Origin of the sequence: Streptomyces sp. NPDC006208, assembly GCF_040613775.1 — a bacterium.
Classification (GTDB): Bacteria; Actinomycetota; Actinomycetes; order Streptomycetales; family Streptomycetaceae; genus Streptomyces.
Genome location: NZ_JBEXSW010000011.1, coordinates 134,182 through 150,123, shown reverse-complemented (window position 1 = coordinate 150,123; position 15,942 = coordinate 134,182). Strand labels below are relative to the sequence as shown.

The window sequence follows — 15,942 nt, the reverse complement described above, 5'->3', positions numbered from 1 at the left end:
ACGGCTAGCCTGACCAGTAACGGACGCCCAACAACCCCATCTGTCCTAACCGGAGTTGACAATGCCCGGTCCCAAGGATCTCGATCCGTCCACTTCTCCCCGTGCGCTGCTCGGCGCGGAACTGCGTCACGCCCGCGAGAAGGCGGGCCTCACCCAGGAGGAGCTGGGCCGCCCGCTGTTCGTGAGCGGCTCGTTCATCGGCCAGCTGGAGGCCGGGACGCGGCGGATGCAGCCGGAGTACGCGGGACAGATGGACGAGATCCTGGAGACGAACGGCTTCTTCGGGCGGAACTGCAAGGCATCCAACAAGTCTCGCTATCCGGACCACTTCGCCGAGGCGGCGGAGGCGGAAGCGGTGGCGATCACGATCAAGGAGTACGCGCCGCTGCTGATCCCGGGCCTTTTGCAGACGGAGGCGTACGCAAGGGCGGTGTTCCGCGCGTACCAGCCCACGGCCACTGAGAGCGTGATCGACGAGCTGGTGGAGGCGCGGCTGGACAGGGCGCATCTGCTGGACGACCCAACAACGCCCCTGTTGTGGGCGGTGTTCGACGAGGCGGTGCTACGGCGGCGGGTCGGTGGTCCTGAGGTGATGGCGGAGGCGTTGCGTCATGTGGCGGCTCTGGCGAGACGGCACCGGATCATCGTGCAGGTGCTGCCATTCGTGGCAGGCGCCCACATGGCTCTGGAAGGCGCCCTGAAGTTGATGGCCTTCGCCGATGCGCCCCCACTCGCCTACCTCCAAGGCTTCGGCACCGGCCAGTTGCAGGACGATCCAGCCACTGTCACCCGGTACGAACTGGCCTACGATCTTGTCGGGGCCAGTGCGCTGTCACCGGAATCTTCCTTGGCCCTGATCCAGTCAGTGGCGGAGGATTATGCTCATGAAGACCAGTCCTGAGTACGACCTGAGCACCGCGATCTGGCACAAGTCCAGCTACAGCGGCGGGGACGGCGGCAACTGCCTGGAGGTCGCGACCTGGCGGAAGTCGACCTACAGCGGAGGCAGCGGCGGCGACTGCCTCGAAGTCGCCACCGGTCACCCCGGCATCGTCCCCGTCCGCGACTCGAAGAACCCCGACGGCCCGAAGCTCACCTTCCGGACCGCCGCCTGGTCCTCCTTCGTCGCGGACCTGAAGAACGGGACGTCGACTACAGGCTGAGCGCGTCCTCCGCGTTGTCCATCCAGGCGGTCACGGAGTTCTTGTCGGGCGAGACGTACAGGCCGGGGGTCGACGCCGTGAGCGGCGTCTGCTCCAGGTCGGACGCGGTGTTCATGGTCATCGCGATGGAGTTGACGGTCTTGCCCTTGCCGTCGTTCGCTCCGCCCATGAGCCCGGCGTACGCCGTCTCGCCCGCCTCGAGCCTGATCTCGTCCTCGATGCCGGGGGCCTCCCCCCGCTCGGTCGCCGCGCCGTCCAGGTCGCCGAAGGTCACGATCGGATGGCCCAGCACCTCGCACGGCTTACCGCTCTTGTTGGTGACCTTGAGCAGGTAGCTGCTGGTCGTGGCCTCCGCGCGGGTCGCCGTGAACTTCACGTCGTACGTGCTGCACGGGAAGACGTTGTAGTCGGGGTCGGCCGTCGAACCGTCACCGCCGCCGGACGAGTCCTTGCTCGGCGAGCCGGACGGCGTCGTCGGCTTCGAGGGGGTCGCGGACTTCGAGGGGCTCGCGACCGGCGTCGGAGTGCCGGCCGGCTCGGCGATCTCCTCGTCGGGCCCGCAGGCGGTCAGTGCCAGTGCGGAAACGGCGGCAAGGACGACGGCGGCTCTGCGTACGGTGCTCATGTGGTGTCTCCCCCGAGTGAGCAGCGCAAGTGCGCTGGTGAACTCCAGCGTCCCGCAGAACCTTCACAGCTTGGTGACGAAGCCTTGCCGAATCCACCACGGTCATCCGGAGTCCGGCAGCAGCGCCGCGCCCGCCTTCAGCACCGCCTCGGCCTCCTCCGGGGTCAGCGCCTCACGCAGGAAGTCCACGGCCCGGCGCAGTCCGTCCCCCGTCTGGTACGGGAAGTCGGTGCCGAGCATCAGCCGGTCGGCGCCGTACGAGTCCGCAGCCGCCCGCACGGCGGGGGCGTGGCCGTGGGCCACCGTGTCGTAGTACATGCGCCGGGCGGCGACGGTCGGCATCTCGACGATGTCCGGGGCCTCCCAGGGGACGTGTTCGTCGGCGCGCGGCAGCAGCATCGGGAGCGCGCCACCGAGGTGCGCATGCACGATCCGCAGCCTCGGGAAGCGGCGCGGAATGCCCTCGAGCATCAGGTGCATCGCGCAGATGGTGTCCTCCATCGGCGCGCCGACCATCCAGCGCATGCGGTTCTCGGCGATGAGCGGCGACCCGGCGTCGCGCCCCGCCGGATGGAGACTCAGCACGGAGCCCCGGTGGTCCAACTCCTCGAACAGCGGGCGGAAGACCGGGTCGCCGAGGCTGCGCCCCAGTACGGACGTGGTCAGCCCGACCCCTGCCATGCCGAGATCGTCGAGCGCGTGGGCCAACTCCTCCAGCGAAGCGTCCAGATGGGGCAGGGGCAGCGCGGCGAACGCGGAGAAACGCCGCGGCCGGTCGCGTACGGCGTCGGCGTAGAGGTCGTTGGCGAGGCGCGCGGCCCTGACCGCCTCGGCCTCGGCGGCGAAGTACGGGGTCTGCGGGGAGACGGACAGGATCTGATGGTCGATACCCGCGGCGTCGTTCATCGCGAACCGGGCGTCGAGCTCCGCCGGGCTGTCGCCGGCTCCGAGTCCTCGCTGGGTCGCGGTGTCCTCGCGCCCGTAGGACTCCAGGAGACGGAGATAGCCCTCGCTCCACAGGTGGGCGTGCACATCGGTGCGCATCGTCTCCAGCATCACGCCGCCCGGATGGGCTGTCCACCGGAGCCCCTGTAATACCGGGCCGGGTGCCGGACAACTACGGGGTGGGAGCACGAGAGGGGGGCCGGTGGGGACGTATCGGAGCGATGAGGACGCGCGGCGGCGGCTGGAGGAGCTGTACGCCGCGCACGCCGGTCAGGTCCATGCCTTCGCCGCCCATCGCGTGGGCCCGGCGTCGGCGCCGGACATGGTCTCGGAGACCTTTCTGGTCGCGTGGCGCCGCATCGACGAGATCCGCGACCCGGCACTGCCGTGGCTGCTCGCCACCGCCCGCAGGCTCGTCGCCAACGAGTTGCGCGGGCAGGCCCGGCGTTCGGCGCTGACCGAGCGGCTCGGCTCCCTGGCGTCGGGCATGTACGGCACCGACCCCTCCGCGCTCGCGCAGCAGGAAGTGATCACCGCGCTGCGGACGTTGCCGGACGCGGACCAGGAAGTGCTCACCCTGGCGGCGTGGCACGACCTGAGCGGCCCCCAGGCTGCCGAGGTCCTGGGCTGCTCGCCCGGTACCTACGCCGTCCGGCTGCACCGGGCGCGCCGACGACTGCGCCGGCGGATGGAGAGCGCACACAAGGAGGCGCAACCGTGAACGACCACGACATCACCGAGGCGATCCGCTCTGCCGGGCCGCCCGCGCACGAGAGCTGGCACGCCACCGACGAGGGCCGGCGGATCCTGTCGGACGTGCTGGCCGCACCGCGCGCACCCCGGCCACGGCACAGGCGGACAACGCTCGTGATCGCCTCGACGGCCGCAACGGCCGCCGCGGTCACGGCGGCACTGGTCGCCGGGCCGCAACTGCTCGACCGTGGCTCCTCCGGCGGCGGCCGCCCCGTCGCGAGCGACCGGCCCCCGTCGAAGAAGGCGCCGTCACCGTCCGACGCCGCCTTCTTCGACCGGCTCCGCTCGACGGGCCTCGCGGACGAGGTGGAGCGCTACGACTCCCTCGGGCAGGCGGCCCGCGCCGCATCGGCCGTCGTGATCGGCGAGGTCGTCGGCGTACGGCCGACCCGCAGGGCGTACGGCGTCCAGATGATCGGCGTGACGATCCGCCCCGTGGAGGTGGTGGCGGGCACGCTTCCGGAGGGCTTCCGGAAGCGGGTCACGGTGGAGTTCACCGGATCGCCCCACGAGATGGCCGACGGCGTCAACGGGATGAAGCTCCGGCTGCCCAAGGGCCGTTCGGTCTGGTTCCTGCGCTCCAAGGCGGAGGAGGGCGAACGCTTCGTCGAGGAGCGCGTCCGGTCCGGTGAGCCGGTCACCGCCGAGGAGAGGCGGGTCCTGCAGGGGGATCGGCCGTACTACCGGCTGATCTGCTCCCAGGGCCTGTACATCCAGGGCGACGGCCGTGTCGTCAACCCGGTCATCGGCCACGGCCGCGACGACGACCCGCTGTCCCGCGAGGCGGAGAAGTACCCGGACGTGGCCGCCCTCTCCGCGTACCTCCGCACCGTCCGCTAGTACTACAGCCGTAGATCGGGTCGTGACGGTAGAAGGCTCCCGGTCGGACACGGCAGATGCCCGCTGAAGGTCCTGCCGGCGTGATCACCGGGCACCGGCATGCAGCAGGGCAGCAAATGCCCGGTCAGCGATCGTTCCCAGGTGGTGGGATGTGTCGGTGTGCTCTGTAGCGCCGCGCCCGGTTCCCGCTGGTGGACGAGCTGCCGGTCACGCTCGTGGCGTGATCCGGGACTTCCACAGGGTCCGGATGGGTTGCATGCGCTCCGCCTGCCTGAGCAGGTCTGGCGCGTGGAGCTCCCGTTTGGTACTACGCCCCGTTCGGCAGCGTCACCGGCACATCAGGCCGCCGGGAGGTCCATGCGGCTACGGGTGCGCAAGCCAGGGCGACATGACTGCGGAAAACTCTTCATCAGAGATTTGAACACCTCCCCAGCCGAAACCCTCCCACGCTTGCGCCCGCTGCAGAACAGGAAGCGGAACGTCAAACGCCATACGGAATGCGGCAATGAAAGAGATGACGCCGAACGCCGAACCCAACTTGTCCCTGGAAAGCAAGGCCAGTTCCACTGCACCCTTGCCTTCCGCGTGAGCCGCCCTCAGTTCGTCTGCTGTTTTTTCCAGATCACCCATGTCGCACCTAGCTTTCCGCTCTGCCCTGAGCACCAACTGTGGTGTGAGGACGGGTCTCACTTCGCGTGAGACCCGTCCTCACATACGCCCGCTCACCTCGCGCATCGCGCGGGCGATATTCTACGAGAAGATCACACCAACCTCGGTGTACTCGCCCGGCATTCCTCGGAGTTCAATTATTTCTACGTTCGTGAACCCGTGCTTCGCAGACATATGCCCCGTGAACGTTCCCCGAAGTGCGGCTTCCTCGAGTGATGCGTATTCGCCACTTCGCACGGCCTTGTTGAAGTCGTTCAGGTTGTCGCTGAGTTCTCCACCGTTCTGCCAGTACGCCTTTACTCCCTTGACCTTGTCGCCGAAGTGCGCAATGGCGGAGTTGAACATTTCGCCGCCACTCCGCGTACCCGGACCTTTCTTGACGGCCATGGAGACGAGGCCGGCGTCGTTGATGCCTGCAACCATTCCAAATCCGCTCGGCGCTACCTCAACGTAGTCCGGGCACTTGGCGCTGCTGGCCGCGCTGATCCGCTTCGCACTGCCGCCGGCCGGCAGCGCGCGCGTCTTGGACGGGGCCAGGGATGTCAGACAAGCTGCCCTCAGCCGCTGGAACTGCACCTTGCTGATGCCGGCGATGACCTCTTCGGACAGGCCGAGGGAACGCAGGGCCTTGTAGGCGTCCGCGAATCCGATGCCGGTCCTCGCAGCGGCGTCCGCCGCCCTGACGGCGTCCGCGATGGGCCTGATGATCTTGCCCGAGAACAGTAGCGCGACATCCACGGCTGCCCAGGCGCATCCGCCCCAGCTTCCGTTCTCACCGCCCGGGGTGAGCTTCTGGGCGCACCTGATCCAGCTCCCGAAGAGGATGTCCACCGGATCGACGCCCGCCTGGTATTCGGCGATCGTGATGGTGTGCGTGACCTCTTGGGACAGCTCGTCCGTCGGGTGCTGACCCAGATACAACGTCTCACTGGAGGGACACGTGGACTTCGACGGGTCCAGGACCTGTGCGGTGCACAGGTACAGGTCGAGGAAGGCCTTGTACCGGATCTTCACGGTCATCGTGCAGTCGCCCCGGTAGAAGAGCTTGTCGATCCAGCCGTCGCAGCCGGCCGTCTTCTTTACGGTCTGGGGTTCGCCGATGTTCTCGGTGTGGTCGACGACGTAGAACATGTTGCCGATGGACCCTCCGGATCCGTCGGGAACGGTTCCGGTGTCGATCTGCTTCGCCTTGGAGGCCTTCTCGGCCCGGTCGGCGGCTTCCTGGGCTTCCTTGGCGTACTTGGCCGCGTCCTTGGCGGCCTGTTCGGCTTCGGTGGCTGCGGCGTCGGCGCGGGTTGCGGCAGCGCGTGCGTCCTTGGCCGCCTGCTCCGCCGCTGCTGCCGCGTCGCGGGCGGCAGCAGCATCGAGGGCGGCCTGGTCGGCGGAGCTGCGGGCCTCCTTGGCGTAGCCTTCGGCGCGGCCCGCGGCCTTGTCGGCGGCAGCGGCGTCCTCGGTGGCCTGGCGGTCGTACTCGATGGTGCGGGCCAGGGACTGCGAGGCCTTTGAGGCGGCTGCGGCGGCGTCGGCCGCGTACCCGAGGGCCTCCTTGGAGTAGGTGCGGGCGTTGGCGGCGTGTCCGGCGGCGTTGGCCGCGTACTGGTAGGCGATCTTCGCGTCGCCGGACGCCTGGTCGGCCAGGTTCTTGGCGGCTGCGGCCTCGGCCTGCGCGTTCTTGGCGTGGGCGTCGGCGACGGCCTTCTGCTGGTCGGCGATCGACTTGGACGCCTGCCCGGTCAGCACGACCAGGCTCGCGGCCGAGTCGGTGGTGACATACGGGGAGCCGAGCTGGATCGCGTCGTTGGCCGGCTTGGCGACCTGGGCGGCTGCGTTGCCCGCGTCGACCGCGGCCTGCGCGGTGACGTGGGCGAAGCCCGCGGCCTTCGCCGAAGCCACGAGGGCCTTGCCGGCCTCCTTGTTCGCCTCGTCCGCCTGGGTCTTGGCGGTCTTGGCCAGCTTCTCCGCTTCCTCCGCCAACTTGACGGCCGTCTTGGCCTCTTCGAAGGCGTGCTCGGACGCCTTGATGGCGTCGGCCGCGGCGCTGGTCGCGGTCCGCACCGCGGCGTCGGCCTTCAGCTTGGCGGCCTGGGCGGCATCCGCGTTCGCACGGGACCGCTTGGCGGCCGCCTCGGCACGGGTGGCCGCGGCATCCGCCTCAGCGGCCGCCTCGGTGGCGGCGTTGGCCGCGGTGCGGGCACGGCCGGCGGCCGCTTCCGCATCGTCCGCATGCTTGTCCGCCTCGTTGGCGGCGGTACGTGCGGCGTCAGCCTCGGAACCTGCCTCCAGTGAGTCGGCGTACGCGCCCTTCGCGTCCGCCTTGGCGCGAGCGGCATCCGCCCTCTGCTCGGCGTCCCAGGCGTCGTCCCGCTTGGCCCTGGCGTTGTCGCGGGCCTGGATCGCGCCGTTCTTCCGCTCGACTGCGGTGGCCTCGGCAGCCTCGGCCTTGCCCTTGGCCTCCTGCGCCTTGCCGGCTTCGGCCTGGGCGTTCTGCTTGTGCTGGTTGGCCTCGGCCTGCTTGGCGGCGGCGGTCTCCTTCTCCGCCTTGGCCGTCTTCTCCTCGGCCTCAGCAGCCAGCCGCTTCGCGTGCGCGTCAGCAGCGGCCGCCTTCGCTTCCCCTTCCGCCTTCAGCGCGACGGCAAGCTTGGCCTCCGCCGTCTCCTTGTCCTTCTTCGCGTTGTCCCGGTGCAGCTTGGCCGCGTCAGCCGCCGCCTTCGCCTGCAACTCGGCCTTGTGCGCGGCCTCCTTGCGGAACTCGGCATTGACCTGCGCCGCCTGAGCCAGCGCGCGCTGCGCAACCGTCTCGCTGTCACCGGCGGAGGCACGGGTGGCCGCTTCGGCGGTCTCACCGGCCTTCACCATCGCCGTCAGCGCGGCGACGATGCCCTTGGTGACCTGCGCCTTCTGCTGGCCCACGAGGAGACCACGCCCCCGCGGCGCACCAGCGGCATCCGCGATCCCGTACGCCGCCTGCTCAGCGGCATCCGAGGTGGTGCCCGACTTCTTGGCGTTCTCCAGCTGCGTCTTGAGCGCGGCCAGCTGCTTCTTCGCCGCCGCCTGGGTGTCGGTGACGCCCTTCTTCGCCTTGTCGAACTGCGCCTTCTCCGGGTACGACAGGCTGTCCGTACCCTTGTGACCGGACGGCTTGATCAGGAACTTCTGCGCACTGGCGTCCTTGCAGTCCCACAGCCGCGCATCCGTGCTCTTGGTGAACGCGCTCAGATCCAGGCACTTGCCCGTGGACACGCTCTTCAGGGGCGAGGCAGCGCGGACATCGCCCTTCCACGACTGCCCCTTGGACTTGTAGCAGTCCGAGATCTGGATCTTCGTGCCGTTGGCCGACGCGTTCCCGGCCACGTCCAGGCACTTGAGCGAGCCGACGTTACGGATGTGGAGGTCGTCCTCGCTGCCCTCGATCGTCCACTGCTGGGCGGCACCGCCGTTGCAGGTGTAGATCTGGACCGGCGTGCCGTTGGTCTTGCCGCCGCCCTGGACGTCCAGGCAGTTGCCCTTGGCGCCCGGCACCTCGATCGTCGCGTAGCTGTCACCGATCCAGCCCACGCCGCCCGCGGACCAGTAGTCCTGCCAGCGTGCGAGGTGGTCGGCGACCCAGGAGTGACCCAGCAGGTCTCCCAGTGTCTTCGCGCCCGCGGCGAGGGACTTGGTGGCGTCCTTGTTCGCGTTCAGGAGCTGGTTGCGCTGCACCTGCTGGGAGGCGATCTCCTGCTGCCACTCCGCCGCGGCGGTGGCGGAGATGTCGCCCAACACCTTGTTCGGGTCCATCGGGTCACGCCACGCGCACGACGCGAACCGGGTCTTCACGTCCTCGACCGCGACGCGGTGCTCCGCCGTACCCGGCTGCGGCGCGGTGCGGGGGAAACCGCCGGAGGCAAGGAAGATACGGGCGTTGTCCGCACCCGTTGGCTCCAGTGACCAGTCAGTCAGGTGCTCGAACGCGCCATGCTCGGCGTACTGACGGTCCCACTCCGGCAGGTTGGGATCGGGGTCCTTGCCGTACAGCGGAGTGCCGAGATCCTTGACGGCCTTCACCGTCGGCCCGTCGGCCTTGGGGGTGGGATCCTCGTAGAAGTCGCTGTCGTTCTTCCAGAACCGGTCGGAGATCCACTTCGACAGACCGGTCTGCTGATAGAAGGTGCCTCTGTTGTCCCCCGTTCCGCCCGGAGGTTCGTGGAAGTCCGCTATGGGAGGCCTCTCCAACCCCTCGAGCGGCTTCTTCCAACCGCTCCAGAGGGCGTTGAGGCTGTCCATCTCCTTGGACGCCGCGTCCCTGTCCGACTTGTACGCCTGGGCGAGCGGAGTGTCCTCCCAGTGCTGCCGGTTGGCCAGAACGTGCAGCTTGTCCTGCGGCTGATTCAGGCCGTCCTGCGCGACAGTGGCCATGGACGGCCCGCCCAGGCGCAGCACATCGGCCATCAGGCACTGGTCCTGCCGCAACTCCTCCGCGGCCGTCTCCTCGAACCAGTCCTCGGAACCGCCCGCCAGGGCGGTGCGCTGTCCGAGGTCCCGCAGGCCAGGCTGGACGGCCAGCCCGCCGAGCACGGCCAGGGCGGCGATGGATGTGACGGCGGAGGTGAACGCCGCGGATGTGCGTGATCCGGGTCTGAACAACCCTGGTATAGGGCGCAAAAGAGCATCCTTCGTAGCGAACGAGAGCAGGCGGGGGCGACCGCCCCAAGAGGTGTGAGCGTTGCGCGCCGGGTCAGCCGGCCGATCCGGCGCGGCGATGGGGGCGGTGGACGGCGCCGACCGAGTCGGCCTTCGCGGTGAGCCGGTAGCACTGCATGACGGTTCGCCCTCCCCCCGTGGCGGCACTGGCCCCCCGGCCGCCGACTGATGCGCGCGTCAGGGCAGAAGGGTCAGGTTCCGCCCACGCGCGCAGCGATCACCATAGGCAGAGCTCAACACCTTTGGGCAAGCCTCCGTTTGGGCGCCTCCGACCCATGCCGATGGGGCATTCGGGGGATCGCCCCGACGCGCTGCGCGTAAATACCGTGCTCATGTCAGGGTTTACCCGTGTGGCTGCTGTGAAAGGAGTGTGAATGCGGCGCTACTTCTCGGCCAGAAACTGGCCGATAGTCACCCCTGTCCGGGAGCTCGTCTCCATCCACCGGTCGCCCTGCCAGGCGACCGATGTCACGGCGGCCGGCCGTGCTTGGTGGAGTCGACATCGACCTCCCACCTGATCAGCCCTGCCGCGTCCGCCCAGGCCTGCAGTCCGGTCAGCAGCATGGGCCAGGTGCCGTCGCGCTGCCGGCGGCGAAAGAGTCCGTAGACCGTCCACGGCCGGCGTTCCAACGGTGGATCTCTCCACGCGGCACCGGTCCGCAATCGCCGGCGGATCCCGTCGATCAGCTTCCGCCGGCCCACCGACGGCCGGCCCGACACCGCGACCGGCAACAAACGGCTACAGCACCGACCACTGCTGGCCGGAAAGATCCCCTCGCCCCGCACCGAGATCATCACGATGTAGGACGAGGGGATCGAGCCACTCTGAGACACGGCCTGTCCGCGGTCGAACTCCCAAGCCCGTCGGAATCACCCTCCGCCCCGAGAAGCACAAGGACTGCACCCACGGAACCCCAATTGGGCCAGAGCCGATCAGAATCGGACTCACGGGTGCCTGCGCGGACGGGCTGCGCTGAGATGTCCGGATACCGCAGTCGTGGAAACCGCAGTCGGCATAATCCGTCCGGGAGGCACGTATGGATGCCACGATCGCCGCAGTCTCATCGGAGTCCGACCCAGGACCCGACGGTCCGCCACCCTGCCGGTGCCCCGTCCCCGCCCCGCGGCACGAGCAGACACCGAGCCCCGCGGAGGAAAGGTTCCGCGGCCTGCTGGAGGCCGCGCCCGACGCCATGGTCATCGTCGACGACACCGGAACCATCCGCCTCGTCAACGCCCAGACCGAAGCCCTCTTCGGCTACGACCGCGAAGAACTCCTCGGCCACCCCGTCGAAATCCTCGTACCCGGCCGATTCCGCAACCACCACGCCCACCACCGCAACGGCTACATCCACAACCGCCAGGTCCGCCCCATGGGCGCCGGACTCGAACTCCACGGACTACGCAGAGACGGCACCGAATTCCCCGTCGAGATCAGCCTCAGCCCCCTCGAAACCACCGACGGACTCCTCGTCTCCGCCGCCGTACGCGACGTCAGCGAACGAAAAGCAGCTGAAGAACGGTTCCGTAGCCTGCTGGAGGCCGCGCCCGACGCCATGGTCATCGTCGACGACACCGGAACCATCCGCCTCGTCAACGCCCAGACCGAAGCCCTCTTCGGCTACGACCGCGAAGAACTCCTCGGCCACCCCGTCGAAATCCTCGTACCCGGCCGATTCCGCAACCACCACGCCCACCACCGCAACGGCTACATCCACAACCGCCAGGTCCGCCCCATGGGCGCCGGACTCGAACTCCACGGACTACGCAGAGACGGCACCGAATTCCCCGTCGAGATCAGCCTCAGCCCCCTCGAAACCACCGACGGACTCCTCGTCTCCGCCGCCGTACGCGACGTCAGCGAACGAAAAGCAGCCGAGACCCAGCTCACCGCCCTGTACGAACAGCAGCGCCATGTCGCCCTCACCCTGCAACGCAGCCTGATGGGCACCCCGCCCGCCGTCCCCGGGATGCCCACGGCCAGCCGCTATCTGCCCGCCACCCAGGGCGCCGGCGTCGGCGGCGACTGGTTCGATCTCGTACCGCTCGGGGCCGGCCGGGTCGGCATCCTCATCGGCGATGTCATGGGGCGGGGCCTGGAGGCGGCCGCCATCATGGGGCAGCTGCGCTCCGCCGCCCATGCCCTGGCCAAGACCGGTATGCAGCCACGCCAGTTGATGCAGTCCCTCGACGCGATCGTCGCCGAACTCGACGGGCCGGACCAGCTGGTCACCTGCTGCTATCTGATCGTGGCACCGGACGCCGGCGAGGTGACCGTGTGCTCCGCAGGGCATCTGCCCGCGCTGCTCGCCGCACCGGGCCAACGTGTGCGGCCTCTCGACGCACCCGTGAGCGTGCCGCTCGGTGTCGGTGACTTCCTGCACCAGCAGACGACGCTCTCCGTGGCGGCAGGGTCCCGTCTCATCCTCTTCACCGACGGGCTGATAGAGACCCCGGAAGGCGACATCGAGGAGCAGCTCGCCGCACTCGTCACCGCGCTCGACGAGGCGTTCGCCGCCACGTCCGATCTGGAGTCAGCCGCGGACCGGGTCCTTACGTCCGTGCTTCCGTCGACGGACAGCCATCACGACGATGTGACCCTGCTCCTGACCCAGTTACCCGCGGCGCCGGTCGCCACGGCCACCACGGATCTGCCCGCGGTGTCGTCCTCGGTGTCGGAGGCACGGACGTTCCTCACGAAGGCCCTCGTCGCGTGGAACTGCGACCGGCTCGCCGATGACGCCCGGCTGCTGGTGTCCGAGGTGGTGACCAACGCCATCCGGCACGGCCAGGGACCGGTCCATGTGCACGTGCGGCACAACAGCACGGAACTCACCGTCGAGGTGAGCGACCACAGCCACCATCCGCCGCAGCCGCGGATCGCCGCCGACGACGACGAGTCCGGGCGGGGGCTCGTCCTGGTCGACACGCTGGCGCAGGACTGGGGCGTGCGTCCGACCGACCAGGGCAAGACCACCTGGTTCACGCTGTCGCTGACGAGCCGGTGATCCGCCGGGCAGCCGCTCGGCCAGGCCGTGCCGAACCAGGTCTCCGCCGGCGACTTCGGCGTCTGCTGCGGCGGCGCGGGGGCAACTCCCGCAGGTACCACGCAGATTGCTGTACGCATGCAGCAGCGTGTACGCCGGCGGCTCGGCCGGGTCGAAGGTGCGGCCGTACGCCGCGAGCAGCCGGCCCGGCAGCTTCAGGTCGCCGCGCGTGACGCCCCGGACGAGCGCCTGCTCAGCTGCGCAAGGTCACGCCGTACCGGGTGCGCAGGCGGCCGATCTCCCACCATGCCACGCCCGTCACCGACGCCGGGCCGCCGATGAGTGCGCAGAGCTGGATCACCGGCGGGCCGGGAGGCGGGCCGGCCATGAGCAGATTGACCGCGGCAAGCTCCCACACCAGGACACCGGTGAGCAGCGCCGGGAGGGCAGCGTGTACATCGGCCGTGTGGAAGGCGGTGCGGACGACCGTCGTGGAGGCGAAGCCGACGAAGAAGACGAGCCACAGGACCGGAAGAAGGAGCGCGAACGAGAGCAGGGCACCCGCCGCTTCGCCCTGGAACGTCCTGCTGAGGAACATGACGCCGGCGAACAGTATCGGCACGGCCGTGAAGGCCCCGAAGTACCAGAGCACCGTCCGGACCGCCGGCCGCAGACGCGCGCGCATGACCGGCCGGGCCGACGGCGGCGCGAAGCGGAACAGGAGCGCGATCACGGCGGGCGCCGTGAGGAGCAGCAGCCACGGGGTGACCGCCAGCCGGAAGAATGCCTGGTCCTGGGCCTGCTGCCAGTCCTCCGACGTGCCGTAGGCCAGCAGGATCGCCAAGGACGCGCCGAGGGCGATCCAGGCCCGGATCTTCTGCATGCGCATCACCTCCGGGTCCTGGACACCGCGATGGCTGCGCGCGGGGAAGACTGCCCGGGACTTCATACGGGCCGAGCGGGCCAGCGGGTACATCACCAGGACGAACAGCGCGGGCCATACGAAGCACAGGGCCAGCACCCACACACAGCCGGGAAGCCTGCGTGCGTGTCCCAGCACTTCCCTCAGCGGCGGCCACTCGTCCTCGCGCAGCCGCTGCCACAGGGACGCGTTCGGCGGGTGGGGACGGTACGGCGGTGGCGGTCCACCGTTCGGTGGCCATGGCGGGCGGTACGGTCCCTGTCCCCCGAAAGTCACGCGGCTTCCCTCCTGGATCGTGGGCAGCTGATCGTTCCAGAACATTCAACTGCCTCGAGCCCGAGGCCACATGAGGATTTCGAGGTCGCCCCTTTCGCGGCAGTAGCCCGTACGGTCGCCGCGCAGACGCCGAAGGGCGGCACCCCCCTGGGAGGAGGGGTGCCGCCCTTCGTCCTTACGGACGGGTCCGATCCGAAACCGGATCAGAAGTCCATGTCACCGCCCGGCATGCCGCCACCGGCAGGCGCGGAAGCCTTCTCCGGCTTGTCGGCGATGACGGCCTCGGTGGTGAGGAACAGCGCCGCGATGGAGGCCGCGTTCTGCAGGGCAGAGCGGGTCACCTTCGCGGGGTCGATGATGCCCTCGGCGATCATGTCGACGTACTCACCGGTCGCGGCGTTCAGGCCGTGGCCGACGGGCAGGTTGCGCACCTTCTCGACGATGACGCCGCCCTCGAGACCACCGTTGACGGCGATCTGCTTCAGCGGAGCCTCCAGCGCGAGCTTCACGGCGTTGGCGCCGGTCGCCTCGTCACCCTCGAGCTCGAGCTTCTCGAAGACCGAGGAAGCCTGGATCAGAGCCACGCCACCACCGGCGACGATGCCCTCCTCGACGGCCGCCTTCGCGTTGCGAACGGCGTCCTCGATGCGGTGCTTGCGCTCCTTGAGCTCGACCTCGGTCGCGGCGCCGGCCTTGATGACGGCCACGCCGCCGGCCAGCTTCGCGAGGCGCTCCTGGAGCTTCTCGCGGTCGTAGTCCGAGTCGGAGTTCTCGATCTCGGCGCGGATCTGGTTGACGCGACCCTGGACCTGGTCGCTCTCACCGGCACCGTCGACGATGGTGGTCTCGTCCTTGGTGATGACGACCTTGCGGGCGCGGCCCAGCAGGTCCAGGCCGGCGTTCTCGAGCTTGAGGCCGACCTCCTCGGAGATGACCGTGCCACCGGTGAGGATGGCGATGTCGTTCAGCATCGCCTTGCGGCGATCGCCGAAGCCCGGGGCCTTGACGGCAACGGACTTGAAGGTGCCACGGATCTTGTTGACGACCAGGGTCGACAGGGCCTCGCCCTCGACGTCCTCGGCGATAATCAGCAGCGGCTTGCCCGACTGCATGACCTTCTCCAGCAGCGGGAGCAGGTCCTTCACCGAGGAGATCTTGGAGTTGACGATCAGGATGTACGGGTCGTCCAGGGACGCCTCCATACGCTCCATGTCGGTGGCGAAGTACGCCGAGATGTAGCCCTTGTCGAAGCGCATACCCTCGGTGAGCTCCAGCTCCAGACCGAAGGTCTGGGACTCCTCGACGGTGATGACGCCTTCCTTGCCGACCTTGTCCATGGCCTCGGCGATGAGCTCGCCGATCTGGGTGTCGGCGGCGGAGATGGAGGCGGTGGAAGCGATCTGCTCCTTGGTCTCCACGTCCTTGGCCTGCTCGAGCAGGGCACCGGAGACGGCCTCGACGGCCTTCTCGATACCGCGCTTGAGGGCCATCGGGTTGGCGCCGGCGGCCACGTTGCGCAGGCCCTCACGGACGAGCGCCTGCGCGAGAACGGTCGCGGTGGTCGTACCGTCGCCGGCGACGTCGTCCGTCTTCTTGGCGACTTCCTTGACCAGCTCGGCGCCGATCTTCTCGTACGGGTCCTCGAGCTCGATCTCCTTGGCGATGGAAACACCATCGTTGGTGATCGTGGGGGCGCCCCACTTCTTCTCGAGGACGACGTTCCGGCCCTTGGGGCCAAGGGTGACCTTGACGGCGTCGGCGAGCTGGTTCATCCCGCGCTCGAGACCGCGCCGTGCCTCCTCGTCGAACGCGATGATCTTGGCCATGTGAAGTGGTCCTCCCGGACTTGGGGGTCCCCCCGTGCCCGCAGGGCTACGGGGGAGGATTGCTTCCGGACCGTGCTGGTGCCCGCGACGGACGGCCTGCAAGCCGTGTGGTTCCTTGCCCCACCCGGCCCGCGGGCCTCACCGACCCGATCCAAGTTCTGTCACTCTCACCTGCAGAGTGCTAACGCCAATGATTAGCACTCGGCATAGGAGAGTGCAAGCGGCTCTCGGGGATCCGCAGGCGGAGAGCGGCGAA

Annotated in this window: 12 protein-coding genes; 5 read left to right on the top strand and 7 right to left on the bottom strand. The window is 69.0% G+C overall.

Going from position 1 to position 15,942, the window contains the following annotated elements:
* Nucleotides 1-61: 61 nt before the first annotated feature.
* Complete coding sequence (locus ABZ208_RS11625; protein ID WP_356909294.1) at nucleotides 62-901, top strand: helix-turn-helix transcriptional regulator; 840 nt, start codon at nucleotides 62-64, stop codon at nucleotides 899-901.
* Complete coding sequence (locus ABZ208_RS11620) at nucleotides 885-1,163, top strand: DUF397 domain-containing protein (protein ID WP_356909293.1); 279 nt, start codon at nucleotides 885-887, stop codon at nucleotides 1,161-1,163. The genes ABZ208_RS11625 and ABZ208_RS11620 overlap by 17 nt, the downstream gene beginning before the upstream one ends.
* On the opposite strand, the gene ABZ208_RS11615 is transcribed toward ABZ208_RS11620, so the two are convergent.
* The gene (locus ABZ208_RS11615; RefSeq protein WP_356909292.1) at nucleotides 1,153-1,788 is read right to left on the bottom strand and encodes a DUF4232 domain-containing protein; all 636 of its coding nucleotides are present in this window, start codon (nucleotides 1,786-1,788) and stop codon (nucleotides 1,153-1,155) included. The genes ABZ208_RS11620 and ABZ208_RS11615 overlap by 11 nt on opposite strands.
* 102 nt (nucleotides 1,789-1,890) lie before the next feature.
* Nucleotides 1,891-2,844 carry an amidohydrolase family protein gene (locus tag ABZ208_RS11610; RefSeq protein ID WP_356909334.1) on the bottom strand — a complete coding sequence of 318 codons (954 nt, stop codon included), beginning with the start codon at nucleotides 2,842-2,844 and terminating at the stop codon, nucleotides 1,891-1,893.
* A gap of 91 nt (nucleotides 2,845-2,935) precedes the next feature.
* On the opposite strand from ABZ208_RS11610, the gene ABZ208_RS11605 reads away from it, so the two are divergent.
* Both ABZ208_RS11605 and ABZ208_RS11600 read left to right on the top strand, forming a co-directional pair.
* On the top strand, nucleotides 2,936-3,454 hold the full coding sequence (locus tag ABZ208_RS11605; protein WP_356909291.1) for a sigma-70 family RNA polymerase sigma factor: 519 nt from the start codon (nucleotides 2,936-2,938) through the stop codon (nucleotides 3,452-3,454).
* On the top strand, nucleotides 3,451-4,326 hold the full coding sequence (locus tag ABZ208_RS11600) for a hypothetical protein (RefSeq protein WP_356909290.1): 876 nt from the start codon (nucleotides 3,451-3,453) through the stop codon (nucleotides 4,324-4,326). Before ABZ208_RS11605 ends, ABZ208_RS11600 begins: the two co-directional genes overlap by 4 nt.
* 363 nt (nucleotides 4,327-4,689) lie before the next feature.
* On the opposite strand, the gene ABZ208_RS11595 is transcribed toward ABZ208_RS11600, so the two are convergent.
* The 3 genes from ABZ208_RS11595 to ABZ208_RS11585 all read right to left on the bottom strand — a co-directional run bounded on the left by ABZ208_RS11595 (nucleotide 4,690) and on the right by ABZ208_RS11585 (nucleotide 10,470).
* Nucleotides 4,690-4,956 carry a hypothetical protein gene (locus ABZ208_RS11595; protein ID WP_356909289.1) on the bottom strand — a complete coding sequence of 89 codons (267 nt, stop codon included), beginning with the start codon at nucleotides 4,954-4,956 and terminating at the stop codon, nucleotides 4,690-4,692.
* Nucleotides 4,957-5,076: 120 nt separating this feature from the next.
* Nucleotides 5,077-9,423, bottom strand: coding sequence for an RICIN domain-containing protein (locus ABZ208_RS11590; protein ID WP_356909333.1), 4,347 nt, complete (start codon nucleotides 9,421-9,423; stop codon nucleotides 5,077-5,079).
* A 720-nt stretch (nucleotides 9,424-10,143) separates the two neighbouring features.
* A complete protein-coding gene (locus ABZ208_RS11585; RefSeq protein WP_356909332.1) occupies nucleotides 10,144-10,470 on the bottom strand; it encodes a transposase in 327 nt (108 codons plus the stop codon).
* A gap of 242 nt (nucleotides 10,471-10,712) precedes the next feature.
* Here ABZ208_RS11585 and ABZ208_RS11580 point away from each other — a divergent pair, with 242 nt between their 5' ends.
* The gene (locus tag ABZ208_RS11580; RefSeq protein WP_356909288.1) at nucleotides 10,713-12,683 is read left to right on the top strand and encodes a PAS domain S-box protein; all 1,971 of its coding nucleotides are present in this window, start codon (nucleotides 10,713-10,715) and stop codon (nucleotides 12,681-12,683) included.
* Between the two features lie 232 nt (nucleotides 12,684-12,915).
* Here ABZ208_RS11580 and ABZ208_RS11575 read toward each other — a convergent pair whose 3' ends face one another.
* Entirely contained in the window at nucleotides 12,916-13,860 is a 945-nt protein-coding gene (locus ABZ208_RS11575; protein WP_356909287.1) for a hypothetical protein, read from the bottom strand.
* A gap of 203 nt (nucleotides 13,861-14,063) precedes the next feature.
* Nucleotides 14,064-15,686 carry a chaperonin GroEL gene (gene groL, locus ABZ208_RS11570; RefSeq protein WP_328399163.1) on the bottom strand — a complete coding sequence of 541 codons (1,623 nt, stop codon included), beginning with the start codon at nucleotides 15,684-15,686 and terminating at the stop codon, nucleotides 14,064-14,066.
* Between the last annotated feature and the right edge of the window lie 256 nt (nucleotides 15,687-15,942).